At 66.5% G+C, this 25,140-nt stretch carries 26 protein-coding genes and 3 pseudogenes; 12 read left to right on the forward strand and 17 right to left on the reverse strand.

Translation table 11 applies throughout. From position 1 onward, the window contains the following. Positions 1-37 precede the first annotated feature (37 nt). From rpsP to MBELCI_RS05615, 8 genes are all read left to right on the forward strand, one after another. A complete protein-coding gene (gene rpsP / locus MBELCI_RS05575; protein ID WP_045319760.1) occupies positions 38-403 on the forward strand; it encodes a 30S ribosomal protein S16 in 366 nt (121 codons plus the stop codon). After that, positions 403-1,053: a 5,6-dimethylbenzimidazole synthase gene (bluB, locus tag MBELCI_RS05580; RefSeq protein ID WP_045319761.1), complete on the forward strand. Its 651-nt coding sequence runs from the start codon at positions 403-405 to the stop codon at positions 1,051-1,053. Before rpsP ends, bluB begins: the two co-directional genes overlap by 1 nt. 61 nt (positions 1,054-1,114) lie before the next feature. Then, positions 1,115-1,624, forward strand: coding sequence for a ribosome maturation factor RimM (gene rimM, locus MBELCI_RS05585; protein WP_021693185.1), 510 nt, complete (start codon positions 1,115-1,117; stop codon positions 1,622-1,624). Positions 1,625-1,707: 83 nt separating this feature from the next. Beyond that, on the forward strand, positions 1,708-1,872 hold the full coding sequence (locus MBELCI_RS19795; RefSeq protein ID WP_017929173.1) for a DUF1328 family protein: 165 nt from the start codon (positions 1,708-1,710) through the stop codon (positions 1,870-1,872). 61 nt (positions 1,873-1,933) lie between these two features. Further along, positions 1,934-2,773 carry a tRNA (guanosine(37)-N1)-methyltransferase TrmD gene (gene trmD, locus MBELCI_RS05595; RefSeq protein WP_021693186.1) on the forward strand — a complete coding sequence of 280 codons (840 nt, stop codon included), beginning with the start codon at positions 1,934-1,936 and terminating at the stop codon, positions 2,771-2,773. Between the two features lie 52 nt (positions 2,774-2,825). Continuing rightward, on the forward strand, positions 2,826-3,218 hold the full coding sequence (gene rplS, locus MBELCI_RS05600; RefSeq protein ID WP_021693187.1) for a 50S ribosomal protein L19: 393 nt from the start codon (positions 2,826-2,828) through the stop codon (positions 3,216-3,218). Between the two features lie 11 nt (positions 3,219-3,229). Continuing rightward, positions 3,230-3,451, forward strand: a complete 222-nt coding sequence (gene rpmE, locus MBELCI_RS05605) for a 50S ribosomal protein L31 (RefSeq protein WP_021693188.1) — start codon at positions 3,230-3,232, stop codon at positions 3,449-3,451. Positions 3,452-3,699: 248 nt separating this feature from the next. Then, positions 3,700-4,233: a hypothetical protein gene (locus tag MBELCI_RS05615; protein ID WP_021693189.1), complete on the forward strand. Its 534-nt coding sequence runs from the start codon at positions 3,700-3,702 to the stop codon at positions 4,231-4,233. 70 nt (positions 4,234-4,303) lie between these two features. On the opposite strand, the gene MBELCI_RS05620 is transcribed toward MBELCI_RS05615, so the two are convergent. Beyond that, entirely contained in the window at positions 4,304-5,578 is a 1,275-nt protein-coding gene (locus MBELCI_RS05620) for a DEAD/DEAH box helicase (RefSeq protein WP_021693190.1), read from the reverse strand. A 372-nt stretch (positions 5,579-5,950) separates the two neighbouring features. On the opposite strand from MBELCI_RS05620, the gene MBELCI_RS05625 reads away from it, so the two are divergent. After that, positions 5,951-6,760 carry a division plane positioning ATPase MipZ gene (locus MBELCI_RS05625; protein WP_021693192.1) on the forward strand — a complete coding sequence of 270 codons (810 nt, stop codon included), beginning with the start codon at positions 5,951-5,953 and terminating at the stop codon, positions 6,758-6,760. A gap of 89 nt (positions 6,761-6,849) precedes the next feature. Here the strand turns inward: MBELCI_RS05625 and MBELCI_RS05630 are convergent, their stop codons facing one another. Then, the gene (locus MBELCI_RS05630; RefSeq protein WP_021693193.1) at positions 6,850-7,704 is read right to left on the reverse strand and encodes an SDR family oxidoreductase; all 855 of its coding nucleotides are present in this window, start codon (positions 7,702-7,704) and stop codon (positions 6,850-6,852) included. A gap of 164 nt (positions 7,705-7,868) precedes the next feature. On the opposite strand from MBELCI_RS05630, the gene MBELCI_RS05635 reads away from it, so the two are divergent. Further along, the gene (locus MBELCI_RS05635; protein WP_021693194.1) at positions 7,869-9,173 is read left to right on the forward strand and encodes a dihydrolipoyl dehydrogenase family protein; all 1,305 of its coding nucleotides are present in this window, start codon (positions 7,869-7,871) and stop codon (positions 9,171-9,173) included. An 82-nt stretch (positions 9,174-9,255) separates the two neighbouring features. Here MBELCI_RS05635 and glgX read toward each other — a convergent pair. The 3 genes and pseudogenes from glgX to treZ all read right to left on the reverse strand — a co-directional run bounded on the left by glgX (position 9,256) and on the right by treZ (position 15,766). Next, positions 9,256-11,420, reverse strand: a pseudogene (glgX, locus tag MBELCI_RS05640) (glycogen debranching protein GlgX). Positions 11,421-11,600: 180 nt separating this feature from the next. Beyond that, positions 11,601-14,006, reverse strand: a complete 2,406-nt coding sequence (gene treY, locus MBELCI_RS05645; protein ID WP_021693197.1) for a malto-oligosyltrehalose synthase — start codon at positions 14,004-14,006, stop codon at positions 11,601-11,603. Beyond that, positions 14,006-15,766, reverse strand: a complete 1,761-nt coding sequence (treZ, locus tag MBELCI_RS05650; RefSeq protein ID WP_021693198.1) for a malto-oligosyltrehalose trehalohydrolase — start codon at positions 15,764-15,766, stop codon at positions 14,006-14,008. Before treZ ends, treY begins: the two co-directional genes overlap by 1 nt. Before the next feature lie 151 nt (positions 15,767-15,917). On the opposite strand from treZ, the gene MBELCI_RS05655 reads away from it, so the two are divergent. After that, positions 15,918-16,712, forward strand: coding sequence for an SDR family NAD(P)-dependent oxidoreductase (locus MBELCI_RS05655; protein WP_021693199.1), 795 nt, complete (start codon positions 15,918-15,920; stop codon positions 16,710-16,712). A gap of 83 nt (positions 16,713-16,795) precedes the next feature. Here MBELCI_RS05655 and MBELCI_RS05660 read toward each other — a convergent pair whose 3' ends face one another. Both MBELCI_RS05660 and MBELCI_RS05665 read right to left on the reverse strand, forming a co-directional pair. Beyond that, complete coding sequence (locus MBELCI_RS05660; RefSeq protein WP_045319764.1) at positions 16,796-17,167, reverse strand: rhodanese-like domain-containing protein; 372 nt, start codon at positions 17,165-17,167, stop codon at positions 16,796-16,798. A 75-nt stretch (positions 17,168-17,242) separates the two neighbouring features. Further along, positions 17,243-18,425: pseudogene (locus MBELCI_RS05665) on the reverse strand (ammonium transporter). A gap of 244 nt (positions 18,426-18,669) precedes the next feature. Between MBELCI_RS05665 and MBELCI_RS05670 the strand changes: the two are divergent. Continuing rightward, complete coding sequence (locus MBELCI_RS05670; protein WP_021693202.1) at positions 18,670-19,809, forward strand: THUMP domain-containing class I SAM-dependent RNA methyltransferase; 1,140 nt, start codon at positions 18,670-18,672, stop codon at positions 19,807-19,809. Between the two features lie 134 nt (positions 19,810-19,943). Here the strand turns inward: MBELCI_RS05670 and rplP are convergent, their stop codons facing one another. The 10 genes and pseudogenes from rplP to MBELCI_RS05720 form a co-directional block, all read right to left on the reverse strand. After that, positions 19,944-20,357 carry a 50S ribosomal protein L16 gene (gene rplP, locus MBELCI_RS05675; protein WP_021693203.1) on the reverse strand — a complete coding sequence of 138 codons (414 nt, stop codon included), beginning with the start codon at positions 20,355-20,357 and terminating at the stop codon, positions 19,944-19,946. A gap of 14 nt (positions 20,358-20,371) precedes the next feature. After that, positions 20,372-21,078, reverse strand: a pseudogene (gene rpsC, locus MBELCI_RS05680) (30S ribosomal protein S3). After that, positions 21,078-21,458, reverse strand: a complete 381-nt coding sequence (gene rplV, locus MBELCI_RS05685; protein ID WP_021693205.1) for a 50S ribosomal protein L22 — start codon at positions 21,456-21,458, stop codon at positions 21,078-21,080. Before rplV ends, rpsC begins: the two are co-directional and overlap by 1 nt. A 3-nt stretch (positions 21,459-21,461) precedes the next feature. Beyond that, the gene (gene rpsS / locus MBELCI_RS05690) at positions 21,462-21,740 is read right to left on the reverse strand and encodes a 30S ribosomal protein S19 (protein WP_021693206.1); all 279 of its coding nucleotides are present in this window, start codon (positions 21,738-21,740) and stop codon (positions 21,462-21,464) included. Between the two features lie 3 nt (positions 21,741-21,743). Beyond that, complete coding sequence (gene rplB, locus MBELCI_RS05695) at positions 21,744-22,586, reverse strand: 50S ribosomal protein L2 (RefSeq protein WP_021693207.1); 843 nt, start codon at positions 22,584-22,586, stop codon at positions 21,744-21,746. A gap of 134 nt (positions 22,587-22,720) precedes the next feature. Beyond that, positions 22,721-23,017 carry a 50S ribosomal protein L23 gene (locus MBELCI_RS05700; RefSeq protein ID WP_021693208.1) on the reverse strand — a complete coding sequence of 99 codons (297 nt, stop codon included), beginning with the start codon at positions 23,015-23,017 and terminating at the stop codon, positions 22,721-22,723. Further along, positions 23,014-23,631, reverse strand: coding sequence for a 50S ribosomal protein L4 (gene rplD / locus MBELCI_RS05705; protein ID WP_021693209.1), 618 nt, complete (start codon positions 23,629-23,631; stop codon positions 23,014-23,016). The genes MBELCI_RS05700 and rplD overlap by 4 nt, the downstream gene beginning before the upstream one ends. Further along, positions 23,621-24,424, reverse strand: a complete 804-nt coding sequence (rplC, locus tag MBELCI_RS05710) for a 50S ribosomal protein L3 (RefSeq protein WP_021693210.1) — start codon at positions 24,422-24,424, stop codon at positions 23,621-23,623. The genes rplD and rplC overlap by 11 nt, the downstream gene beginning before the upstream one ends. Positions 24,425-24,435: 11 nt before the next feature. After that, a complete protein-coding gene (rpsJ, locus tag MBELCI_RS05715; RefSeq protein WP_021693211.1) occupies positions 24,436-24,750 on the reverse strand; it encodes a 30S ribosomal protein S10 in 315 nt (104 codons plus the stop codon). Between the two features lie 131 nt (positions 24,751-24,881). Beyond that, positions 24,882-25,140: EF-Tu C-terminal domain-related protein (locus MBELCI_RS05720; protein ID WP_045319766.1), on the reverse strand; the 259-nt coding region annotated here is incomplete at its 5' end.

Here is a 25,140-nt window from a genome sequence, read left to right on the forward strand (position 1 = left end):
TTTTTCCGTCATCAGCCATACCCAAGGAGATTTCCCCATGGCCATGAAGATCCGGCTCGCCCGCGGCGGCTCCAAGAAGCGCCCCCATTATTCGATCGTCGCCACCGACAGCCGCATGCCGCGCGACGGCCGCTTCCTCGAGAAGCTCGGCACCTACAACCCGCTCCTCGCCAAGGACAGCGAAGAGCGCGTGAAAATGGATGTCGAGCGCATCAAGGACTGGCTCTCGAAGGGTGCCCAGCCGACCGATCGCGTCGCGCGCATGCTCGAAGCCGCCGGCGTGACCGAGAAGAAAACCCGCTCCAACCCCAAGAAGGGTGAGCCGGGCAAGGCTGCGAAAGACCGCGCCGAGAAAAAGGCCGCGCGCGAAGCCGCTCCGGCCGACGACGCTGCCGCCGAGTGATGGAGCCCGGCCCGGAACGGCCCGGCGCCTTTGCACCGGAGTTCCGGGCCGAGCTGGCTCGGCTGATGGATCGGCGGCGCGACGTGCGCCGCTTTCGCACCGAGCCGGTGGACGAGGCAGCGCTGACGCGCTGCCTCGATTCGTTTCTGACCGCCCCCTCGGTGGGGCTGTCCGAGCCGTGGCGCGTTATCCGGGTCGAAAGCCCGGCAGCCCGCGCCACGGCTCTCGCCAATTTCGAGGCCGCGAACGCCGCGGCGCTGGCCGACCAGTCGCGCTCGCGCGCCACGCTCTACGCGCGGCTCAAGCTTTCGGGCATGCGCGACGCCCCGGTGCAGCTTGCCGTCTGGTGCGACGACGCGACGCCCAAGGGCCATGGCCTCGGCGCCGCCAGCATGCCCGAGATGCGGCGCTATTCGGCCGTCGCGGCGATCACCCAGTTCTGGCTCACCGCGCGGGCCGAAGGGCTCGGCACCGGCTGGGTCTCGATCCTCGATCCCGCGCGGCTGGCGCGCGACCTCGCCGTGCCATCCGGCTGGTCATTGGTGGGATATCTGTGCGTGGGGTATGCGCAGACGCTCGACCGCATGCCCGAACTCGAGGCCGAAGGCTGGGAGGTTCGGCGCGGCCACCTTCCCATAGAGACGCGCTGAGCCTTGCCTTCGGGGCCGGGCTGTTATTCCAACGCGCAAGAACAGGCTTGGAGGACACGACATGAGCGACATGATCTGCGTGGGGCGACTGGCGGGCGCGTTCGGCGTGCGCGGCGAGGTGCGGCTCAAGAGCTTTTGCGCCGACCCCGAGACCATCGCCGACTACGTGCCGCTGGTGACCACCGAAGGCCGCGAGTTCCGGCAGATCGTGATCACCGGTCAGGGGTCGGGGGCCTATACCGCGCGTATCGACGGCATCACCACCAAGGAAGAGGCCGATGCGCTCAAGGGGGTCGATCTCTACGCGCCGCGTAACCGCCTGCCCACCCTGCCCGACGACGAATACTACCACGCCGACCTGATCGGATTGTCGGTGCACGACACCGGCGGGGCCCTCTTGGGCACGGTGCGGGCGGTGCTCAATCACGGCGCGGGCGATCTCCTTGAGGTCCTGCCGACGCAAGGCAACGACACGGTGCTCCTGCCCTTCACACTGGCCGCCGTGCCCACGGTCGACCTCGCTTCGGGCCGCATCGTGGCCGATCCGCCAGAGGGGCTGTTCGCGAGCTGAAGTGTCTGGAACCCGGCCTTTTCGTTCGTGTTGGGCCCTCGAAGCGCCGGAGTTCTTCCGGACGCAGACCGAAAGGCTCTGACATGATCGAATGGATTCTCATCCTCCTCGCCATCGCCGCCGTCGCCGGTCTTCTCGGCATGGGCCGGATCTCCGGCGCCGCGCTGACCGGGGCCAAGTGGCTCGCCATCATCGCACTGGTGCTGTTCCTCCTCGTACTCTTCGGCATCATCGGCCTCGCCGCCTGACGAGACCTCACCGGGCCGCCGGACCTTCCCCGGCGGCCCGCGATCCGCTATGGCCCACGCCATGAGCGACACCCCCAGTGATCCCCCGCCCTCCCGCGCCGCAGGCCGCCTAAGCGCCCGCGTCTCGGCCCAGCCGCGCGAGCTGATGACCGACAGCCCCGATCTTGCCGGGGCATGGACCGCGCAGGTCATCACCCTGTTCCCGCAGGCCTTCCCCGGCGTGCTAGGCGAAAGCCTGACCGGCAAGGCACTGAAGGACGGGCTGTGGCAGCTCCAGCCGATCGACCTGCGCCCTTACGGCGAGGGCAAGCACCGCAATGTCGACGACACCCCGGCGGGCGGCGGCGCGGGCATGGTGCTGCGCCCCGACATCGTCGGCCGCGCCATCGAACATGCAAAATCCCGCGCCAAGGGGATTACGCCGGTGATCTATCTTTCCCCGCGCGGTCGCCGCTTCGATCAGGCGCTGGCGCGCGAACTGAGCCAGGCCGACGGCGTCATCCTTTTGTGCGGACGCTTCGAAGGCGTGGACGAGCGGGTGATCGAGGAGCACGGCATCCTCGAGGTGAGCTTGGGCGATTTCGTCTTGACGGGCGGCGAGATCGCGGCTCAGGCCTTGATCGACGCCACGGTCCGCCTTATACCCCGCGTGCTGGGGAATCAGGCGTCCACGGAGGAGGAATCCTTCTCCCACGGTCTCCTCGAACACCCGCAATACACCAAGCCCGCGCTCTGGAAGGGTCGTGCGATTCCCGAGATTCTTCTCTCGGGCCATCACGCGAAAATCACCGACTGGCGCAGGTCCATGGCCGAAAGGCTGACCAAGGAACGGCGACCTGATCTCTGGCGGGCGTATTGCGCAGAGCGCGATATGGACCCGGACGAAGACCGAGAGCTCTGAGGTTGCGAGCAACTTCGCGGAGAAAACCGCGAGCAAGCAAGGAGTGACAGGCATGGACCTGATCGCACAGCTCGAAGCGGAGCAGATCGCTTCGCTGGGGAAGACCATCCCCGACTTCAAGGCCGGTGACACCATCCGCGTCGGCTACAAGGTGACCGAGGGTACCCGCACCCGCGTGCAGATGTACGAAGGCGTCTGCATCAGCCGCAAGAACGGCAAGGGCATCGCCGGCTCGTTCACCGTGCGCAAGATCTCGTTCGGCGAGGGCGTCGAGCGCGTCTTCCCGCTCTATGCGACCAACATCGATTCGATCGAGGTGGTGCGTCGTGGCCGCGTGCGCCGCGCGAAGCTCTACTATCTGCGTTCGCGTCGCGGCAAGTCGGCCCGTATCGCCGAAGTCAGCAACTACAAGCCCAAGGCCGACACGGCCGCGGCCAAGGCCTGAGGAGCGCCGACATGAAAGCGGATATCCATCCTGACTACCACGTCATCGACGTCAAGATGACCGACGGCACCGTCGTCCAGATGAAGTCGACCTGGGGCAAGGAAGGCGACCAGCTGTCGCTCGACATCGACCCCTCGGTGCACCCGGCTTGGACCGGCGGCACCTCGCGTCTCATGGACGCCGGCGGCCGCGTGTCGAAGTTCAAGAACAAGTACGCCGGTCTCGGCTTCTGATAGCCCGACCACCGCGATTCGAAAAAAGCGCCGCCCCTCGGGGCGGCGCTTTGCGTTTGCGGCACGAATGAGGCGATCCAAGGCCGCCGATCCGGACATGAGAGCGCGAAAAAGCGGCATCTGACACGACAATCGAGAAGCCATGAGGGAATATGGCGTTTTTCGGGCAACAATAGGCATCTAATTGTGTCGCAACGCGTTGAGCCCTGTTACACCATGGCAAATATGTCATTTCGGAGGCTTTTTCGATGCAACATTCCGGCGCCCGGGCCTTCGGCGACAAAGCCTATCTGATCGATCATCACGAAATGATGCGCATTCTCGGCCGCGTGCCGCCCGTGGAAACGCAGGGCCGCCACGAAAAGGCCGCATTCGGGCGCAGCGCCTATGGCATGCACAAGGCCGCTGCCCGGCCCCGCCCGATGCGCGAGGCCTCCGATACGATCCATGAGGCCGCGCCGCGCCGCGCCGAAGCCCCGCGCGAGGTCTGGGCCCTCGCCCCCAATACCCAGCTCGTCTCGAAGGCGCTGGCCAAAGGGCGTGGCCCGGCGCTGGTGGCGCAGTGGGACGAGCTGACCCGCACCGCCCCATGGTCTGGCATCGCGGCCTCCTTCGGCGCGGCCCAAGCCGCGCGTCCTGGTGGCGCGCTGGCCGAGAAGCACCGCGCGCGTGCTGCAAGCGGTGGCTTCGATATCGTTACCGCGGCCCAGTGCGTGGCCCTGCGGAGCCGCCTGCTCGGCGCGACCGAAGCGGCGGAGCAGCGGGTCGACCTCGACCTCTGATCGGCCCCGAAGTCGCAAGACATCCGGCCCGAATGAAAAACGCCGCCCCGAGGGGCGGCGTTTTCGTTTCTCAGGCGGCCTTGCGGGCAGGCCGGCGACGGCGGTTCGCGCCACCCGGCTTCGAGGCGCCCTCCGGCTTGGGCGCCCCGCCGCCGAAACGACGACCGCCACCACCATTGCCACCGCGACGACCGCCCTTCTTCTCGGGCGCGACCGGGTCCCAGCGGGTGCCGGAGGCCACCGGGATCGCGGCCTTCATGGCCTTTTCGATGTCCTTGAGTTCGCCCATCTCATCGGGCGCGCAAAGCGCCACGGCGCGGCCATCGGCGCCTGCGCGGGCCGTCCGGCCGATCCGGTGGACATAGTTCTCGGCCACGTTCGGCAGCTCGTAGTTGTAGACGTGGCGCACGCCTGGGATGTCGATGCCCCGCGCGGCGACATCGGTGGCGACGAGCACCCGGATCTTGCCTTCGCGGAAATCCTTGATCGCCCGCTCGCGCTGGCCTTGGCTCTTGTTGCCGTGAATGGCCGACGCCGCAAAGCCCGCGGCGGCAAGCTGCTTGGAGAGCTTCTCCATGCCGTGCTTGGTGCGGCCGAAGACCAGCGCCAGCTCGTCGCGATGCTGATCGAGCAGCTCGACCAGCACCTCGGTCTTGGCAGCCTTGGCGACGAAGTGGATCGACTGGTCGATCTTGTCGGCGGCCTTGCCCGGCGGGTTCACCTGCACACGCACCGCGTCGGTGAGATAGGCCGAGGCCAGCTCTTCCATCTGCTTGGGCATGGTGGCCGAGAACAGCATGGTCTGCCGTTCCTTGGGCAGCAGGGGAGCAATCCGGCGCAGCGCGTGAATGAAGCCCATGTCGAGCATTTGATCGGCCTCGTCGAGCACGAGGAACTCGGTCTGGCTCAGGTTCACGGCGCGGCGGTCCAGAAGGTCGATCAGACGGCCCGGCGTGGCAACGAGCAGCGAGCAGCCGCCTTCCATACGCTTGATCTGGCCGTTGATCCCGGCGCCGCCCACGACCAGCACGGTCTTGAGGTGGCTGCCTTGGGTATAGGCGGTCAGGTTGTCGGCGATCTGCTTGGCCAGCTCACGCGTCGGCGCGAGCACGAGGGCGCGGGCCGATTTCGGCGCGTGCTTGCCGGGCGACTTCATCAGCCGGTCGATCATCGGCAGGCCGAAGGCGGCGGTCTTGCCGGTGCCGGTCTGGGCGAGGCCCATCACGTCGCGGCCGTTCATGGCGTGCGGAATTGCCTGGGTCTGGATCGGGGTCGGGTCGGTGATGCCCTGCTCGGCGAGGGCGGCCACGAGACGGGGCGCGAGCCCCAGCATGTCGAAATCCATGTGCATCCTTGTAAGCGGCGCAAGACGCACCGCGGCATGGGCGCAGACCCGCGCGGAGGCGGGTCGACGGTCGGGTTGCGCCCTTGCACTCACACGGGGCCGAATGCCCACGCGCCGACAGGACGCGGCCCCTTGCGTGAAATGGGAACCTGAGATCCGAAGCGGTGCGGGCGCCAGCGCAAATCCTGCGGGGGCGGCGCGGCTGCTCACGCGGGCCATGCGCTTTCGGTCTTGAACGGCAGATGGACCCGAAAGCCGCACAAGTCAATGGGCTGCACCGTACAAGGCGCGCGGGACTTGCACGCGCAACCGCCATCCCCTACCCCGAAAGCAGTGCGGAAACGGCCCCTTGGGGCCGGAGGGGACGGATACGTGGCGCATATCATCGTCGTGGGCAACGAAAAGGGCGGCGCGGGCAAATCGACCGTCGCCATGCATGTCGCGACCGCTCTCGCGCGGATGGGCCACAAGATCGGCACGCTCGACCTCGACCTGCGGCAAAAGTCGCTCGGCCGCTATGTCGAGAACCGCAAGCGCTATTGCGAGCGCGCGGGGCTGACCCTGCCGTCGCCCGCCCATGTCGAGTTGCCCGAGATCGACGCCAGTGCGCTGCAACCGGGCGAGAACATCTCCGATCACCGGCTTTCGGCGGCCGTGGCGCAGCTCGAGGATGACAGCGACTTCATCCTGATCGACTGCCCCGGCAGCCACACCCGTCTCAGCCAGGTGGCGCATTCGCTGGCCGACACGCTGGTCACCCCGCTCAACGACAGCTTCATCGATTTCGACCTGTTGGCCAAGATCGACAATGACGGCGAGACGATCCTCGGGCCTTCGGTTTATTCCGAGATGGTCTGGAGCGCGCGGCAGCTGCGCGCTCAGGCCGGGCTCGATCCGATCGACTGGGTGGTGCTCAGGAACCGGCTCGGGGCGCAGCAGATGGTCAACAAGCAGCGGATGGAAAGCGCGCTGTCGCGGCTTTCCGAGCGGATCGGCTTTCGCTCGGCGCCGGGCTTCAACGAGCGGGTGATTTTCCGCGAGCTGTTTCCGCGCGGTCTGACGCTTCTCGACCTGCGCGATGTCGGTGTGAGCCAGCTCAACATTTCCAACGTCGCCGCGCGTCAGGAGCTGCGCGACCTGATGCGGGCGCTCGACTTGCCGGGCGTCGAGGTGGAGTTCTAGGTTTCCCGTTCGGTACGCCCGTCCTGACGCACTTTCAAAGCGAAACAGGGGCACCCAAGGGCACCCCTGTCTCGCGAGGTTTTAGCACCTCAGGCGCCGACGATCTTGCCGCCGTTGGGGTGCAGCGTCTGCCCGGTGAAATAATTGCCGTCGGACGAGGCGAGGAACAGGTAGGCGGTCGCCACCTCCCAAGGCTGGCCGGGACGACCCAAGGGCGTGTTCTTTCCGAAGCCCTCGACCATGTCGGGCGGCATCGAGCCGGGAATGAACGGCGTCCAGACCGGGCCCGGCGCCACGGCATTGACGCGGATGCCCTTTTCGGCCAGTGCCGATGACATGGAGCGCGACAGTGCCAGCGTCGCGCCGCGCGTCGTCGAGTAGGTGACGAGACCGGCGTTGCCCTTGAAGGCGTTCACGGAGGTCGTGTAGACCACCGCGTCGCCCTCCTTGAGATGCGGCAGTGCAGCTTGGGTGATGAACATCGGATGCATGATGTTGCTGTCGATGGTGCGGCGCAGCCGCTCTTCGGAGATGTCCTCGAGCCCGTCGTCGAGCCATTGCTGCGCCGCATTGATGATCAGCACGTCGAGCTTGCCGTATTGTTCGACCGTCTTGGCCACCGCCGCTTCGCAGTGCACCTTCTCACCGAGATCGCCGCGAATGAGCAGCGCTTCGGAGCCCTCCTCCTCGACCAACCGCTTCGTGTCCTCGGCGTCGCGGTCCTCTTCGAGATAGGCGATGGCGAGCTTGGCGCCCTCGCGCGCGAACAGCACCGAAACGGCGCGGCCGATGCCGCTGTCGCCGCCGGTGACGAGCGCGACCTTGCCTTCGAGCTTGCCGACGCCCGGATGGCGCGGCGTGTAGTCGGGGGCGGGGTGCATCTCGTGCTCGTTGCCTGGCATGTGGTCCTGGGATTGAGCGGGCATGTCCTTGGGTTCGGTCATGGGGATCTCCCTGTTCGAGCTGGGTTCGGAGGGAAACGGGCCCGCATCCGCGACAGTTCCGGCCCTGTACGGTTGCGAAGGCAGGGATCCGCCACACGGGACAAGGGGGGAACTTCGGCCCCATGGCCCCGGTTGCCTCCTGAAGCCAGATACAGGAGAGCCCAATGGACACAGAGTATGACGCCATCGTCATCGGCGGAGGCTCGGCCGGGTTGTCCTTCGCGCGGCAGGCGGCGGGGCTGGGGCGCAAGATCGCCCTCATCGAGCGCGCCGAACTGGGCGGCACCTGCGTCAACCGGGGCTGCGTTCCCAAGAAGATGCTCTGGACCGTGGCCGATGCTCTGCATCGCGGAAGCGGGCTGACGCGCGCAGGCATCTTGGGCCCCGCGCCGCAGGTCGACATGACGCGGCTCTGCGCCGCGCGCGGCGACAAGCTGGAGAGCATCCGGCAAAGCTACCGCGAGACGCTCAAGGATGCGGGCGTTCACCTGATCGAGGATACGGCCGGGCTGACCGCGCCGGGCGAGGTGACGATCTCGGGCCAGCGGCTGCACGCGCCGCGCATCGTGCTGGCCACCGGTGGCCATCCTATCAAGCCCGACATGGAAGGCGCGGCGCTTGCCTGCGACAGCGACGAGGTGCTCAACTGGACCACCTTGCCCCGCTCCATCGCGATCATCGGCGGCGGCTATATCGGCTGCGAGATGGCGGCGATCCACGCGGCATTGGGCGTGCGTGTGACGCTGGTGACGGACACCGACCGCGTGCTGACCGAGTTCTCGGAGAACGCCGCGCTGGTGGGACAGCGCAACATGGAGGCGCAGGGCATCCGCCTTGTCACGAGCTGCACGCCCGAGGCGGTGCGGCAGGCCGGGGACGGGCTGGAACTGGTGCTCGACGCCGAGACGGTGCTCAAGGTCGACAAGGTCGTCGCCGCCACCGGGCGCGCCCCCAATCTCGGCGTGTTGGGCGCACTCAAGGACCGCGTGGCGCTGACCGACAAGGGCGTGGTGAAGATCGACGCGCGGTTCGAGACATCCTTGCCGGGCCTGCACGCGGTGGGAGACTGCGCCGACCGGTTGCCGCTGACGCCCGTGGCGTCAAGCGACGGCGAAACGCTGGCACGGCAGCTCTTCGGCACACATCGCGACCCGGTGGAGTTGCGCCATGTCGCCACGACCGCCTTCGTGCTGCCGCCGGTGAGCGAGGTCGGGCAGCCCTCTCCCAAAGCGATCTTCGACGAGGCGACGCTGTCGCCGCTTTCGGCGGCGCTACGCGCGGACGCGCCGCAGGATTACTGGGGCCTCGGCGGCTCGGACGCCGCTGTGACCTCGGTATCGCTGGTGGCCGAAGGCGCGCATGAAGCCATCGCATGGGCGGCGCAGATGCTGCAGCATTGCCCCGATCGCGGCAGCATGCAGCGGGCGCTCGGGGTGCACCCCTCGACCTCGGAAGAGGCCATGGGCTGATCCCACGAGAGACCCGGCAGCACGAGAAAGGCCGGCCCGGTGATCCGGGCCGGCCTTGTCGCCTTTCAGTAGCTTTGTAAGCTCAGGCGGTTTTAGAGGTGTCCGCCGCCTTGTCGACGCCCGGCTTGGCCGCGTCGGTCCCGCCTTCGTCATCGGCCCGAACTTCGGCTTCGTGATCCGGAACCCAAACCACCACCGATTGCCAGCCGACGCCGACCATGCCCTGCTCGGGCGTGTCGCAGCTCACCGGATCGAGCGTGGTGTCGATCGCCCGGCGCCAGCCGCCCTTGGGCAGCTTGAACTCGCAATTGTCGCCCGAGTTCAGCACCACCATCACCTCGCGACCTTCGCTGTGCGGCACAAGACGCATGCCGAAACAGCTCAGATCGGGGTTTTCCCAATCGCCCGGCTCCATCGAGCGCCCCTCGGGGTGGCGCCACGTGACGGTCGGACCGCCATCGGGCGCGTCCTCGGGCGCCTTGGCGAAACGCAGCCGCGCCAGACCGCCCTCGGCCTTACGGAAGGCCATGAGATCGGCGACCGCGCGGGTGATCTCCTCGCGGCCGTTCTTCCAATCGAGCCAAGCGATCTCGTTGTCCTGACAATAGGCGTTGTTGTTGCCGCCTTGGGTCTGGCCGAAATCGTCACCGGCAAGGATCATCGGCACGCCCTGGCTCATCAGCAGCGTGGCCAGCATCGCCTTGACCCGCCGCACGCGGCTTTCGTTCACGGTCTCGTCGTCGGTCGGTCCCTCGACACCCATGTTGTCCGACAGGTTGTTGGAATGGCCGTCCTTGCCGTCCTCGCCATTCGCCTCGTTGTGCTTCTCGTTGTAGGACACCGTGTCCCACAGGGTGAAGCCGTCATGCGCGGCGAGGAAGTTGATCGAGGAGGTCGCGGGGCGATGCGAGTGGTTGAACTGCACCGGCGAGCCGGTCAGCCGCTCAGCCATCGCGGGCACGAGGCCCTTGTCGCGACGCCAGAAGGCGCGGGTGTCGTCGCGCGCCTTGTCGTTCCACTCGCGGAACGGCCAGGGGAAGCCGCCGACCTGATAGCCGCCGTCACCGATGTCCCAAGGCTCGGCGATCAGCTTCACGGTCGAGAGCACCGGGTCCTGACGGATGGCCGCGAAGAACGACCCCTCGCGCTCGAAGCCCATCGCCTCGCGGCCCAGCGTCGAGGCGAGGTCGAAGCGGAAGCCGTCGACATGCATCACCTGCACCCAGTAGCGCAAGCTGTCGAGCACCATGCGCAGCACCATCGGGTGCTCCACGTTGAGGGTGTTGCCGGTGCCGGTGGTATCGAAGCTATGGCGCTTGTTCTCGGGCGAGAGCAGGTAATAGGACGCGTTGTCGATGCCGCGGAACGACAGGGTCGGCCCCATCTCGTTGCCTTCGCAGGTGTGGTTGTAGACCACGTCGAGGATCACCTCGAGACCGGCGGCGTGGAACTTCTTCACCGCCTGCTTCACCTCGCGGTAGGAGCCCGACTTGAGGAACGGCTTGTGCGGCGCGAAGAACGACAGGGTGTTGTAGCCCCAGTAGTTCGACAGGCCCTTTTCGGCGAGGTGGCCGTCATTGGCGAAGGCGTGGATCGGCAGAAGCTCCACCGCGCTGGCGCCGATCCGGGTCAGGTGGTCGATGAAGGCGTCCGAGGCGAGCCCTTCGAAGGTGCCGCGATCCTCTTCGGGCACGTCGGGATGCAGCATCGTCGCGCCCTTGACGTGGGTCTCGTAGATCAGGCCGTTCTGCCAGCGGCGGCGCAGCGCCGAATCCGCCTCCCAGTCGAAATCGGTATCGACCACCACGCCTTGGGCACGAAGGGCGCGCTGTCACGCGGATCGGGACCCTCCAGATCGTCGCCCGGCTGGGTATAGCCGAAGACGGCGGGATCCCAGATCACCTCGCCCTTGAGTTCGCGCGCATAAGGGTCGAGCAGCAGCTTGTTGGGGTTGAAGCGATGGCCCTCCTCGGGGGCCCAAGGGCCATGCACGCGGTAGCCATAGACCTGGCCCGGTCCGACATCGGGCAGATAGCCGTGCCAGATCCCGCCTTCCATGCGCGGCATGTCGAGGCAGGCGATCTGCTCTTGGCCCTCGTCGTCGAACAGGCAGAGTTGCACGGCGGTCGCGTTGTCGGACCAGAGTGCGAAATTGGTGCCATACCCATCGTAATTGGCGCCCAGCGCGTCCGAGCGCGAGGCGGCAAGGTCGAAAGTCGGCAGATTCGGTTGGATATCCTTGGCCATCGGGATCTCTGAACTCCGTAGCGGCGCTCGGCAAAGCGGCGCGGATGACCGGCACGGGGAACCATGCCGGAGATGGAAAACTGGGGATGCGGGCACGCGTGAATGCCCCCGCACGAACTGGAGGCTGCTGCGGCAACGCCGAAGGGGCGAAGGGGGTTCCTCCCCCCCTTCACCGATGCCTCATTCCTGTTTCGGGTGCCATTCGAGGCAGACCGGGGCGTCGAGATCGACCTCGAGCTGCGGCCAGATGCGCTGCGGCCCCGGCGCGGCTCCGATCGCATGGCCCTGCCGATCGATGCTCAGTTCGAGCCGGCCCTCGGACCCCTCGCGGGTCAGCACCAGCCGGTCCGGCGTCGGAGCCTCAAGCCTGACCTCGGCGGTCTCGAAGAACTCCGGCCGCAGGCGGCGCAGCGACAGACCGGCGCAGATCAGCCGGGCCTTTCGGCCCGCGAAGCTGTCGAGCCCCGGTGCCGGCTCGGGCTCGGGTCCGCCGGTGGAGGCGGGACCGGGGATGTCGTCCACCGGCACATCGTGGGCGAAGCAATCGGGCGCGCCGCGTATCGCCAGATCCGCGATGGCGCGGAAATCCACCGCCATGCGGTTGTCCGGATCGGTGAGCTGGAACGCACCCACCTCGGTGCCCTGATAGATATCGGGAATGCCCGGCATCAGCAGCTTCAGCGCCGTCTGCGCCAATGACAACGCCTCGCCCCGCGCCATCAGTTGACCAGCCCCCGCTGGCAGCTCGCCATCCCAGCTTTTGGCCAGCGCCTTGGCGAAACGCTGCGCGGCAGCCTCGGCTTCGGGGTCCTGATGGGTCCAGGTGGTAACCTCCTTGGCCTCGCGCATCGCCTTCTCGACATGCTGGCCCAGCCGTTCTGCGATGTCGCCGCGCCCTGTCTCCCACATCGCCAAAAGCGTCTGCAGGATGTACCAGCGCAGGTTCGGGTCGATTTCCTTGGCGCCATCGACGCTCTCGCTGTGCTCCCACAGCGCGAGGAACGCCTCGGGTAGATGGCTCACCGCGACGAGGCGCATCCGCGCGTCCTCGGAGCGTTTGGTATCATGCGTCGAGGTGAGCGTCATCTCGCTGGGTGCGCGACGCTGCAACCAGCCCGACAGTTCCTCGACCTCGATGGTCGGATGATCGGGGTCGGCTCCGACCTCGTTGGCGGCGATGTAGCGGTTCCAGCGGAAGCCCGCCGTGTCCTCATGTGCCTTGGCCAGAAGCGCGCCGGTGACCTGCTGGAAGCGGACCTGCAGCGCGCGCTCCTCGGGCGTCTGGGGGTCGATGATGAAGCCGGTGATACGCTTGACCGTGGCGTCCGAACGCAGGTTTTCGCCCGCCTCGGCGGCGACGTCCTCCATCAGGGCGCGCTCCTCCTCGGACGGCGTCTGCCCTTCGGCGAAATAGGTGCGATAGCGCGGGAAAGCGACGAGCAGAGCGATCACCGCTTCGCGCAGCGCTTCGTCGCCGATCTCGAGCGCGTCCTCGGGGCCGACGGCGGTGCGCGCCATGTCGATGAGCTGGTGCATTTCGGCCGCCAGCTCCTGACGGATCACCTCGTTCTTGGCCTTGAGAAGCGCGTCGTGAAAGCTGCCCTCGCGCCCCGTCTCGCGGCGCCAGCTTTCGTCGAGCCGCGCCAGCCCTTCGGCATCGGTGAGGATGCGCGAAATGGCGCGCGCCGCCTCGTAGCCGGTGGTTCCCTCGATCGGCCAGGAGGCGGGCACGCTTTCGTCGCCGGTCAGGATCTTCTCGATCCAGATCGGCGTGTCGCCGACATGGTCGCGCAGGCGCTGCAGATAGGCCGCCGGATCGGCAAGCCCGTCGATATGATCGAGCCGGATGCCCTGCACCAGATCCTTTTCCAGAAGCTCGAACAGCAGCGCATGCATGTCGTCGAACACCGCCTCGTCCTCGACCCGCATGCCGATCAGGCCGGTGACGTTGAAGAAGCGCCGATGCGTGACGCCGTCACGCTCGTATTCCCAATGGGTCAGCCGCCAGGGCTGGGCCGCATGCGCGTCGCGGATCGCCTGAGGGTCGCGGCGCATCTCCTCGGAGGGCAGCGTGCCTTGGGTCATCGGGATGGCAAAATGCTCGGTGGCGAGCTGTGGCCCGTCCTCACCCTCCTCAAGCCGGAACGCCCCCACTTCGAGCATCTCCTCGAAGGGTTCGCCCAGAAACGGCAGCACCAACCGCCCCTTGCCCCAGTCGATGTCAAAATGCCGGGCATAGCGGCTGTCTTGACCATGGCGCAGCACGTCGCGCAGCCAAGGGTTTTCCAGGTGAAAGGCCGTGTGGTTCGGCACGATATCGAGAATGATCCCGAGGCCAGCGGACTTGGCCGCTTGCGCCAGAGCGTCGAACGCAGTCCGCCCGCCCAAGGTCGGATCGATCTCGGCGGCGTTGGTCACGTCGTAGCCATGGGTTGAGCCCGACGCGGCGGTGAAGACCGGCGACAGGTAGAGATGGCTGGTCCCGAGACCGGCAAGATAGGGCACGAGCCGGGTAGCGCGGTCGAAATCCATGCCTTCGCGCAATTGCAGCCGGTAGGTGGCACGGGGAAGATTCTGGGTGGTCATCAATTGCGGCTCACGATCAGGGCGAATGCGAAGGGATCGGCGGCGGGATCGCCGATGGCGAAGTCGTGCGGTTCGGTGGTGGGTGGCGTGTCCGGCGGAGAGCCAAGATTGATGCGCGCCACCACATAGCCGTCCTTGAAGGGCCACAGCGCCGAGATCGCGCGCGGACCGGTCCGGGCGACGCGCGCGGGTCCGGCACGGCCCGACGTCATCAAAGGCACGATGCGCTCGGCGCGCAGCTCAAGCAAGTGCCGTGTGAGATCGCGCCAGTGCTGCATCTGCTCGGGTGGCCCCTGAAAGGGACGCGAGCGCTCGAAGGTCTCCTCGGCATTGGGATCGGGCACCTCCTCGCCGAAGCTGAGGAAATCCTTGAACTCCCGCTGCCGCCCTTCCCGCGTGAGCCGCGCAAGCTCGCCCTCATGGTCGCAAAAGAACAGGAAGGGCGCGGTCTCGCCGACCTCCTCGCCCATGAAGAGCATCGGCACGAAGGGCGAGGTAAGCAGCATCGCATGCGCCACTTCGGCGGCGCGGGGATCGGCGAGCGACACGAGCCGTTCGCCCAAGGCGCGGTTGCCGACCTGATCATGCGTCTGGTTCGAGTTGACGAAGCTGGTCCATGGCAGATGCGAGGCGGGTCGTCCGCGCCGCGTTTCCTTGCCGTGCCGCGGCTGGCCCTCCTCGACATGGCCGCGCGTCAGCGCCAGCACCAGATCACCGATCGGGTCATGCGCGAAGGGGGCGTAATAGCCCTCGCTTTCGCCGGTGAGCGCCGTGTGCACGGCGTGGTGGTAGTCGTCGTTCCAGCTCGCCACGTAGCAGCCGGTGTCACGCAATTCGGGCTCGTTGCGCTCGTCCTCGGTGATCAGGTGCAGCGGGCGATCGAACTGCAGCTCATGCACCCTTTCGCCCAGTTCGACTAGAACATGGTGCGGTGAAGGATCGATGATCTGATGCACGGCGTCGAGCCTGAGCCCGTCAAGCCGGTAGTCGCGCAGCCAGTAGAGGGCATTCTCGATGAAGAACTCGCGCACGGCGGGCTTGGTGAAATCGATCGCGGCCCCCCAAGGTGTATGGCGCTCCTCCTCGAAGAACTCGGGCGCATAGGCATGCAGATAGGCGCCATCAGGGCCGAAATGGTTATAGACCACGTCGAGGATCACCATCATCCCGGCGGCCTGCGCCGTCTCGACAAGATCCTGCATCTCTTCTGGCGTGCCATAGGCGGGGTGCGGCGCATAAGGCAGCACCCCGTCATAGCCCCAGCCCCGCGCGCCCTGCCATTGGCCGACGGGCATCAGCTCGATCGCGGTGATGCCGAGATCGGCCAGTTCCTGCATCTTGGCGCTCGCGGCCTTGAAGGTGCCTTCGGGCGTGAAGGTGCCCACATGCATCTCGTAGATCACGGCCTCGTCCCAGACCCGCCCGGCCCAGTTCTTCTTCCACCGGCGCGCGGCGGGGTCCACCAAGGTCGAGGGGCCGTGCACGTCGCCAGCCTGTCGCCGAGCCGCCGGATCGGGCCGGCGCTCGCCATCGACGACAAAGGCATAATCGAGGCCTGCCTCGGCTTCGGCGCTGACGCTCCAGAAGCCGTCTTCACCCTTCCGCATGGCGGTCTCGGCCCCGTCGAGCCAAAGCGCAACCTTCTGGGCCGATGGCGCCCAGAGACCGAAATGCCAGCGCCCTTTGCCGTCGGGCGTCGCGCCCCAGCGGTGCCTTGAAACGGCCTTGCCGTCAGCCGTCGGCGATGTGTCCTGCGTCATGTCGATCCTCTTTGCCCTCTCACGCGAACAGGTCTGCGGGGTCGCCAGTTCCATGGGGCGCGACAACTCGTCAGGGAACAAGCCGCGATTTCGGCCCTTGTGCCGCCAAAGGGCCACATTCGGTCCGATCCTGTACAGACGGAGCATTTGCATGGATCTCGGCATCAAGGACAAGCGCGCCCTCATCACCGGCGGCTCGGGCGGCATGGGCATCGAAGTGGCCAAGCTGCTCAAGCAGGAGGGCGCGCATCCCTTTCTGACCGACCTCGACCCCGCCGCCCTCGAGAAGGCCGATGCGCAGCTCGGCGGCACGGCGGGCACCATGGCCGCCGACCTGACCGACACGGGCGACATCGCCCGGCTCAAGGACAGGCTCGCGGAACTGGGCGGCTGCGACATCCTCGTGCATGCCGCCGGCGTCACCGGCGCCAAGGGCGACCCGCTCGAGATGACCGATGACGACTGGATGGAGGCGTGGGAGATCGACTTCATGTCCGCCGTGCGCCTCAGCCGCGCGCTGGTGCCGGGGATGGTCGGCAAGGGATGGGGCCGGGTCGTCTTCGTGACCTCGGAAAACGCGGTGCAGCCCTATGCCGACGAGGCGGTCTACAACGCTGCCAAGGCGGCGCTTCTGAACTTCACCAAATGCGTGTCGATGCCCTATGCGCCCAAGGGCGTGCTGTTCAACACCGTATCGCCCGCCTTCATCGAGACGCCGATGACCGACGGCATGATGGAAAAGCGCGCCAAGGAGCTGGGCGTGAGCATGGATGAGGCGATCGAGAGCTTCCTGAAGGAAGAACGCCCGTTCCTGACGCTGGGCCGCCGCGGCCGCGTCGAGGAGGTGGCCCCGGTGATCGCGCTGCTGTGCTCGGATCGGGCCAGCTTCACCGTGGGATCGGCCTACCGCGTCGATGGCGGCTCGGTCGGCACGATGAACATCTGACATCCGCCCCGGCCATCCGGCACCCATGACAAAGGGGCCGCGCCATCGGCGTGGCCCCTTCGCCTGTAACGTCTATGCGAGGATCAATCCTCCATCGGGCCGCCGGCTTCCTTCCAGTCGCCGATGCCGCCGATATTGGTGACGTTCTCGAAGCCCATCTCTTTAAGCGTCTTGCCCGCGAGCGCCGCCTGCCCGCCCGCGCCGCAGACGAGATGGATGTCGGCGTCCTTGCGGAATTTCGGATCGTGATACTGGCTCGCATCGTCGGCCATGAACTCGATGAAGCCGCGCGGAGCGCGCAGCGCGCCTTCGATGGTGCCGGTCTTCTCAATCGCGCCCGAGTCGCGCACATCGACGAAGAGCGCGTCACCGCCATGCTTCTTGATCGCCTCTTCGGCGGGGATGCGCGTGACCTGCGCATTGGCTTCGTCGAGATAGTCCTTGGCGGTTTTCATGGATGCCCCCTGAAAATGAAACGGCGCGACCCCGTCGGAGCCGCGCCGCGAAATGTAGCCTGAGCCCTGCCCGCCTCAAGAGGCGGCGTCGTAGGCCCGCTCTCCATGCACCGCGAGGTCGAGCCCCTCGGTCTCGATGTCGCGGCTCACCCGCAGCGGTGTCACGAGGCCTACGAGCTTGATCAGCACCACGGTCGCCACCACGGTCCAGATCCCGACCACCGCGAGACCGCCAAGCTGCGCCGTCCAAGTGCCCGCCCCGAACACCGCGATCATGATCGTACCGAAGATACCCCCCCACCCCGTGCACTGCAAAGACGTCGAGCGAATCGTCGACCCTGAGCTTCACCCGGAACAGGTGCACCGCCTCCTGACACAGCACGCCGGCAACGGCGCCGATAACCAGCGCCTCGACCGGGCCGACGAAACCCGAGGCCGGCGTGATCGAGGCCAGCCCCGCGATGGTGCCGGTGACGAGGCCCACGAGCGACGCCTTGCCGAACTTGACCTTTTCCCACAGCGCCCAGGCGAGCGAGGCGGAGGCCGCCGATAGATGCGTGACGGTGATCGCCATCGCCGCTCCGCCATCGGCGGCAAGCTGGCTGCCGCCGTTGAAGCCGAACCAGCCGACCCAGAGCATCGCCGCGCCGATCATCACATAGCCCGGGTTGTGCGGCGGCGTGGTGGTGGTACGGCGCGGGCCGAGGAACAGCGCCAGCAGCAGCGCCGCGAGACCGGCGGTCTCGTGCACCACGATGCCGCCCGCGAAGTCGCGCACCCCGGTTTCGCCGAAGATGCCGCCATCGGCCAGCATGCCGCCGCCCCAGATCCAGTGCACCACCGGCGCATATACGACGAGCATCCACAGCCCCGAGAACAGCAGCACGAAACCGAAGCCGACGCGCTCCACATAGGCGCCGACGATCAGCGCGGGCGTGATGATCGCGAAGGTCATCTGGAACGCGAAGAACAGGATCTCGGGCAGCGTGCCGGACAGGCTGTCGGCATCGACGCCCGTGAGAAAGGCCTTGGACAGCCCGCCCCAGAGGCCGCCCGTGCCGGGGCCGAAGGCGATGGAGTAGCCGAACCCGAACCACAATACGCTCATCAGGCAGGCGATGGCGTAGCAGTGCATGAACACGCTGAGCACGTTGCGGGCGCGTACGAGCCCGCCATAAAAGAGCGCCAGACCCGGCAGAGTCATGAACAGGACCAGCGCCGTTGCGGTGATGATCCAGGCCGTATCCGCTCCATTCATTCGATGATTCCTTTCGACAGTCCACGCAGCAGGGGTTGCCGCGAAAAAGCTGACCGGAACGGCCAATTAAACGGCAAACCTCGGTAACGCTGCGCAATTCGGGGGCAGTACCTGAACCGCACAATATTTGGGCTGTTCGGAGCGCGAATGGCATGATTGTCGGCTCATCCGAAATCCGGCCTTTCCCCCTGCCCCGCGCCAGAAACCCGTCGCGGCAGCCGGCCGATGCCGCTATGGGACAAGCATGACCGACAACATATTCGAGATCTTCCTGCAGGCCCCTCCGGGGCTTGAAACGCTTTTGGCTGACGAGGCGCGCGAAAAGGGTTTCGATGCCCCCGCCACGGTGCCGGGGGGCGTGACCACACGCGGCGGCTGGAACGAGGTCTGGCGCGCCAATCTCGAACTGCGCGGCGCGGGTCGGGTGCTGGTGCGGATCGGCGGTTTCATGGCCTTTCACCTCGCGCAGCTTGACAAGCGGGCGCGCAAGTTCGCATGGGAGCAGGTCCTGCGGTCGGGCGAGACGGTGCGCGTCGATGTGGTCTGCCGCCGCTCCAAGATCTACCACGCAGGCGCCGCGAAACAGCGCATCGAAACGGCGCTCGAAGCCTTTGGCGCCGTGATCGCCCAAGGCGCGGAGGACGGCGAGGAATCCGATGCGAGCGCCATCGCGATCAAGGTGCGGATCGAGGACAACGAGGTGCTGATCAGCCTCGACAGTTCGGGCGCGCCGCTGCACCGGCGCGGCACCAAGCAGTTCGTCGGCAAGGCCCCGATGCGCGAGACGCTGGCGGCCCTGTTCCTGCGCGCCTGCGGATATGACGGGCGCGAGCCGGTTTACGATCCGATGTGCGGCTCGGGCACCTTCGTGCTGGAGGCAGCCGGGATCGCCGCGGGCCGTGCGCCCGGCCTAACGCGCTCCTTCGCTTTCGAACGGTTGGCGAGCTTCGATGCCGAACGCTGGGCCCGGATGCGCGATGGTGCCGCCAGCGGGAGGGCCACTGGTCTGCGCTTTGCCGGATCGGACCGCGACGCGGGCGCCATATCGGGGGCGCGCGCCAATGCCGAGCGGGCCGGGCTCGATGACATCGCCTCGTTCGGCCACGCTGCCATAAGCGACGCGGCCCCGGCCGATGGCCCGCCGGGCCTCGTCATCGTCAATCCGCCCTATGGCGGGCGGATCGGCAACAAGAAGCTGCTCTACAGGCTGCACGGCGCGCTGGGCGAAACGCTGCGCCGCAATTTTCGCGGCTGGCGCGTCGGCATCGTCACGAGCGAGCCCGGTCTGGCCCGTGCCACCGGCCTGCCGGTGACCCCATGGGGGCCCGCGGTGCCTCATGGCGGGCTCAAGATCACACTCTTCACCGCCCCGCCGATCGGCTGAGCCCGTCGCGCTGCCGACTGCGGGGCGTGTGCGCCAAACCCGCCTGCCGCGTTACCTTTCGAAATGAAAAGGCCCCCACCGATCTCTCGGCGGGGGCCTTCCTGTCTCATCGGAGCTTTCGGGCCCCGATCCGCTTACCAGTCCTCGCGGACCACGGTGCGGGTCTTGATCGGCAGCTTCATCGCGGCAAGGCGCAGGGCCTCGCGAGCGACGCTTTCGCTAACGCCGTCGATCTCGAACATCACGCGGCCCGGCTTGACCTTGGCGGCCCAGAAATCGACCGAACCCTTACCCTTACCCATCCGGACTTCGGTGGGCTTGGAGGTCACGGGCGTGTCCGGGAAGATCCGGATCCAGACCCGGCCCTGACGCTTCATGTGACGGGTCAGTGCGCGGCGAGCCGCCTCGATCTGACGCGCCGTGATGCGCTCGGGCTGAACGGCCTTGAGGCCGAAGGAGCCGAAGTCCAGGTTGAAGCCGCCCTTGGCCTCACCATGGATGCGGCCCTTGTGCTGCTTGCGGAACTTTGTGCGCTTCGGTTGAAGCATGTCTCAGCCCTCCCTTACCGGCGGCCGCCGGCGCCGCGGGGCACGGGGCCCTCTTGCAGCTCGGCCTGTTTACGGTCACGCGCCTGCGGATCATGTTCCATGATCTCGCCTTTGAAGATCCAGACCTTGATCCCGATGATGCCATAGGGGGTCACGGCTTCAGACAGCGCATAGTCGATGTCGGCGCGCAGCGTATGCAGCGGCACCCGGCCCTCGCGGTACCATTCGGTCCGCGCGATCTCGGCACCGCCGAGACGACCGGCGACGTTCACACGGATGCCCAGGGCCCCCATGCGCATCGCGTTCTGCACCGCACGCTTCATCGCGCGACGGAACGACACCCGGCGCTCGAGCTGCTGGGCGATGGACTCGCCCACCAGAGCGGCGTCGAGCTCGGGCTTGCGGACCTCGACGATGTTGAGGTGCAGCTCGGACTTCGTCAGGTTCGCCAGCTTCTTGCGCAGCGTCTCGATGTCCGCGCCTTTCTTGCCGATGATGACGCCCGGACGCGCGGCGTGGATCGTGACCCGGCACTTGCGGTGCGGGCGCTCGATGATCACGCGGCTGATGCCGGCCTGCTTGCTTCCTTCTTGATGAAGTCCTTGATCTTGAGGTCTTCGAGAAGAAGATCGCCGTAGTCCTTGGTGTCGGCGTACCAGCGGCTGTCCCAAGTCCGGTTGACCTGGAGCCGCATGCCGACGGGATTGACCTTGTTACCCATTAGGCTTGCTCCTCGACCTGACGAACCGTGATGGTGAGTTCCGAGAACGGCTTGACGATCTTGCCGAACCGGCCACGAGCCCGCGGACGACCACGCTTCATGATCAGGTTCTTGCCAACCCAAGCCTCGGCGACGACGAGTTCGTCGACATCAAGGTTGTGGTTGTTCTCGGCGTTCGCGATCGCGGACTGCAGGCACTTCTTGACGTCGGCAGCGATGCGCTTCTTCGAGAAGGTCAGGTCCGTAAGGGCCTTCTCCACCTTCTTGCCACGGATCATTGCGGCAACGAGGTTGAGCTTCTGCGGGCTGGTGCGCAGCATCCGGGTCTTGGCCATCGCCTCGTTGTCGGCGACGCGGCGGGGATTCTTGTCCTTGCTCATGGCTTACTTCCGCTTCGCTTTTTTATCAGCGGCGTGGCCGGTGTAAGTCCGGGTGGGCGAATACTCACCGAACTTCTGACCGATCATGTCCTCGCTGACGTTGACGGGGATGTGCTTGCGACCGTTGTACACACCGAACGTCAGGCCCACGAACTGGGGCAGGATCGTCGAACGGCGCGACCAGATCTTGATCACTTCGTTGCGGCCGGACTCGCGCGACGCTTCGGCTTTCTTAAGCACGTAAGCATCGACGAAAGGGCCTTTCCAAACAGAACGAGCCATGTGTTAACGGCCTTTCTTGCGAGCGTGGCGCGAACGAAGGATGAGCTTCGACGACGCCTTGTTCTTGTCACGGGTGCGCGCACCCTTGGTCGGCTTGCCCCAGGGCGTAACCGGGTGACGGCCGCCCGATGTCCGACCTTCACCACCGCCATGCGGGTGATCGATCGGGTTCATCGCAACGCCGCGGACCGCGGGACGCTTGCCGAAGTGGCGGTTGCGACCGGCCTTGCCGAGATTCTGGTTCGAGTGGTCCGCGTTCGAGACCGCGCCGACCGTCGCCATGCATTCCTGACGCACGAGACGCAGCTCGCCCGAGGAGAGACGGATCTGGGCGTAGCCGCCATCGCGACCGACGAACTGGGCATAGGTGCCCGCCGAACGTGCGATCTGGCCACCCTTGCCGGGCTTCATCTCGATGTTGTGGACGATCGTGCCGATCGGCATGCCCGAGAAGGGCATCGCGTTGCCGGGCTTGACGTCGACCTTGGCGCCCGCGATCACCTTGTCGCCGATCGAGACGCGCTGCGGCGCCAGGATGTAAGCCTGTTCGCCGTCTTCGTACTGGATCAGCGCGATGAAGGCGGTGCGGTTGGGGTCGTATTCGATGCGGGCGATGACGGCCTGCATGTCGAACTTGTTGCGCTTGAAATCGACGATCCGGTAGAGGCGCTTCGCACCACCACCACGACGACGCATCGTGATCCGTCCGGTGTTGTTCCGGCCGCCCGACTTCGTCAGACCCTCGGTGAGGGCCTTGACGGGGCGTCCTTTCCAAAGCTCCGAACGGTCGATCAGCACCAGCCCGCGCTGGCCCGGCGTCGTCGGCTTGTACGACTTGAGTGCCATGCTTGTGTCTTCCGTTGCTTTGCGGGCGATCCCGAATGGATGGCCCGGTTGTGATTAGGGCCCCGAAGGTCCCCGGCTTGTCGTAAAAGGAGCGGCCCCGGACGAATCCGGGGCCGCACCGATGGGGTCACCTATTAGAGACCGGTCGAGACGTCAATGCTGTTGCCCTCTTCGAGCGTCACATAGGCTTTCTTGACGTCCTTGCGGGTGCCCAGCGTGCCGCGGAACCGCTTGACCTTGCCCTTGGTGACGACGGTATTGACCGCCTTCACCTTGACCGAGAACAGCGCCTCGACGGCTTCCTTGATCTGCGGCTTGTTGGCGTCGATCGCCACCTCGAAGACCACCGCATTGGCTTCGGAAGCCAGGGTCGCCTTCTCGGTGATGATCGGCTTGCGGATCACGTCGTAATGTTCGGGTTTCACGCTCATTTCAGACGAGCCTCCAGAGCTTCGACAGCCGCCTTGGTGAGCACGAGCGTGTCACTGCGCAGGATGTCGTAGACGTTGGCACCCATCGAGGGGAGCACGTCCAGGTTGGCGATGTTGCGCGCGGCCTGGGCGAAGCCCTCGTTGATCGCCGCGGCGTCGATGACCAGCGCCCGCTTCCAGCCGAGATTCGCGACCTGCTTGGCGAGCACCGAAGTCTTGCCCTCGGTCTCGATGCTGTCGAGAACCACCAGCTCGCCAGCCTTCTGCTTCGCCGAGAGGGCGTGCTTGAGACCGAGCTTGCGGAACTTCTTGGTCAGCTCGTGCTCGTGGCTGCGGGGCGTCGGGCCCTTGTAGGTGCCACCGTGACGGAAGATCGGGGCGCCCTTGGAGCCGTGGCGTGCGCCACCGGTGCCCTTCTGGCGGTAGATCTTCTTGGTCGAGTAGCTGACCTCGGAGCGGCCCAGCGTCGAGTGCGTGCCCTGCTGGGTCCGCGCGCGCTGCCAGCGCACGACGCGGTGCAGGATGTCGGCGCGCGGTTCGAGACCGAAGATCGCGTCGTCGAGATCGACGGAACCCGCGGAGGCGCCGTCCAGCTTGATCGCATCAGCCTTCATTGTTCTCACCCTTCTCAGCGGTGTCGATCGCGGCCTGCTCGGCCTCGGCGGCGGCTTCCTCGGCGGCGTGGGCCTCGGCGGCTGCCTCGTCGGCGAGACGCTTGGCTTCTTCGGCATGGCTACGCAGGCCGGCGGGGAACACGACGTTCTCGCCGGTCGGCTTCTTCACGGCGTCCTTGACCGTGACCCAGCCGCCCTTGCCACCCGGCACGGCGCCCTTGACCATGATCAAACCACGGTCGGCGTCGGTCTTGATGACCTGCAGGTTCTGGGTGGTCACGCGGGCGGCGCCCATGTGACCGGCCATCTTCTTGCCCTTGAACACCTTGCCCGGGTCCTGACACTGGCCGGTCGAACCGTGCGAACGGTGCGACACGGACACGCCGTGGGACGCGCGCAGACCGCCGAAGTTGTGGCGCTTCATCGCACCGGCAAAGCCTTTGCCGATGGAGACGCCCGATACGTCGACGAACTGACCTTCGAAGTAGTGCGCGGCGATGATTTCCTCGCCCACTTCGATCATGTTCTCGGGGGCAACGCGGAACTCGGCGACCTTGCGCTTGGGCTCGACCTTGGCGGCGGCGAAGTGGCCGCGCATCGGCGCGCTGGTGCGCTTGGTCTTGGCGGTGCCGGCACCGAGCTGAACGGCGGTATAACCGTCACGCTCGACCGTGCGCTGCGCCACGACCTGCAGGTTGTCGAGCTGGAGCACGGTCACGGGGACCTGCTTGCCGTCCTCGAGGAAAAGACGGGTCATGCCCACCTTCTTGGCGATGATTCCGGAACGCAACATCGTCACCCCCCTCAGACCTTGATTTCGACGTCGACGCCGGCGGCCAGGTCGAGCTTCATCAGCGCGTCCACGGTCTGCGGGGTCGGATCGACGATGTCGAGCAGCCGCTTGTGGGTGCGGATCTCGAACTGGTCACGGGATTTCTTGTCGATGTGCGGTCCACGAAGCACGGTGAACTTCTCGATCTTGTTCGGCAGCGGGATCGGTCCGCGGACAGAGGCGCCGGTGCGCTTGGCGGTGCTGACGATCTCGGCGGTGCTGGCATCCAGCACGCGATAATCGAAAGCCTTGAGCCGGATGCGGATATTCTGGCTTTGGGCGGCCATGTTAGTCCCCTTCAAGGGTTCGGGTTGAGAGGTCGGCCGGGCGGTATTGCCGGTCCACGTCGAACCCGTCGGAAAAGTGGTGCGGGGCGGGCATTACACCCGCCCCGCGGCGACGTCCACTGGGGGCGTCATTACTCGACGATTTTCGACACCACGCCGGCGCCGACGGTGCGGCCGCCTTCACGGATGGCGAAGCGCAGGCCGTCTTCCATCGCGATGGGGGCGATCAGCTCGACGTTGAACTTCAGGTTGTCGCCCGGCATCACCATCTCGGTGCCCTCGGGGAGGACGACCGTGCCGGTGACGTCGGTGGTGCGGAAGTAGAACTGCGGACGGTAGTTCGCGAAGAACGGGGTGTGGCGGCCGCCCTCTTCCTTGGTGAGGATGTAG

This window comes from Limimaricola cinnabarinus LL-001 (assembly GCF_000466965.1).
Classification (GTDB): Bacteria; Pseudomonadota; Alphaproteobacteria; order Rhodobacterales; family Rhodobacteraceae; genus Limimaricola; species Limimaricola cinnabarinus.

Bases quoted from the DNA above. Each gene is read 5' to 3' on its own strand.
- MBELCI_RS05635 (WP_021693194.1), top strand. From the start codon at position 7,869: ATGGACACAGAGTATGACGCCATCGTCATCGGCGGAGGCTCGGCCGGG.
- MBELCI_RS19795 (WP_017929173.1), top strand. From the start codon at position 1,708: ATGATCGAATGGATTCTCATCCTCCTCGCCATCGCCGCCGTCGCCGGT.
- MBELCI_RS05700 (WP_021693208.1), bottom strand. From the start codon at position 23,017: ATGAGCGTGAAACCCGAACATTACGACGTGATCCGCAAGCCGATCATC.
- MBELCI_RS05660 (WP_045319764.1), bottom strand. From the start codon at position 17,167: ATGAAAACCGCCAAGGACTATCTCGACGAAGCCAATGCGCAGGTCACG.
- MBELCI_RS05615 (WP_021693189.1), top strand. From the start codon at position 3,700: ATGCAACATTCCGGCGCCCGGGCCTTCGGCGACAAAGCCTATCTGATC.
- rplB (WP_021693207.1), bottom strand. From the start codon at position 22,586: ATGGCACTCAAGTCGTACAAGCCGACGACGCCGGGCCAGCGCGGGCTG.
- treY (WP_021693197.1), bottom strand. From the start codon at position 14,006: ATGACCACCCAGAATCTTCCCCGTGCCACCTACCGGCTGCAATTGCGC.
- rpsS (WP_021693206.1), bottom strand. From the start codon at position 21,740: ATGGCTCGTTCTGTTTGGAAAGGCCCTTTCGTCGATGCTTACGTGCTT.
- rplC (WP_021693210.1), bottom strand. From the start codon at position 24,424: ATGTTGCGTTCCGGAATCATCGCCAAGAAGGTGGGCATGACCCGTCTT.
- treZ (WP_021693198.1), bottom strand. From the start codon at position 15,766: ATGACGCAGGACACATCGCCGACGGCTGACGGCAAGGCCGTTTCAAGG.
- MBELCI_RS05620 (WP_021693190.1), bottom strand. From the start codon at position 5,578: ATGGATTTCGACATGCTGGGGCTCGCGCCCCGTCTCGTGGCCGCCCTC.
- rpsP (WP_045319760.1), top strand. From the start codon at position 38: ATGGCCATGAAGATCCGGCTCGCCCGCGGCGGCTCCAAGAAGCGCCCC.
- trmD (WP_021693186.1), top strand. From the start codon at position 1,934: ATGAGCGACACCCCCAGTGATCCCCCGCCCTCCCGCGCCGCAGGCCGC.
- rplS (WP_021693187.1), top strand. From the start codon at position 2,826: ATGGACCTGATCGCACAGCTCGAAGCGGAGCAGATCGCTTCGCTGGGG.
- bluB (WP_045319761.1), top strand. From the start codon at position 403: ATGGAGCCCGGCCCGGAACGGCCCGGCGCCTTTGCACCGGAGTTCCGG.
- rpsJ (WP_021693211.1), bottom strand. From the start codon at position 24,750: ATGGCCGCCCAAAGCCAGAATATCCGCATCCGGCTCAAGGCTTTCGAT.
- rpmE (WP_021693188.1), top strand. From the start codon at position 3,230: ATGAAAGCGGATATCCATCCTGACTACCACGTCATCGACGTCAAGATG.
- rplP (WP_021693203.1), bottom strand. From the start codon at position 20,357: ATGCTTCAACCGAAGCGCACAAAGTTCCGCAAGCAGCACAAGGGCCGC.
- MBELCI_RS05630 (WP_021693193.1), bottom strand. From the start codon at position 7,704: ATGACCGAACCCAAGGACATGCCCGCTCAATCCCAGGACCACATGCCA.
- MBELCI_RS05655 (WP_021693199.1), top strand. From the start codon at position 15,918: ATGGATCTCGGCATCAAGGACAAGCGCGCCCTCATCACCGGCGGCTCG.
- rplV (WP_021693205.1), bottom strand. From the start codon at position 21,458: ATGAGCAAGGACAAGAATCCCCGCCGCGTCGCCGACAACGAGGCGATG.
- rplD (WP_021693209.1), bottom strand. From the start codon at position 23,631: ATGAAGGCTGATGCGATCAAGCTGGACGGCGCCTCCGCGGGTTCCGTC.
- rimM (WP_021693185.1), top strand. From the start codon at position 1,115: ATGAGCGACATGATCTGCGTGGGGCGACTGGCGGGCGCGTTCGGCGTG.
- MBELCI_RS05670 (WP_021693202.1), top strand. From the start codon at position 18,670: ATGACCGACAACATATTCGAGATCTTCCTGCAGGCCCCTCCGGGGCTT.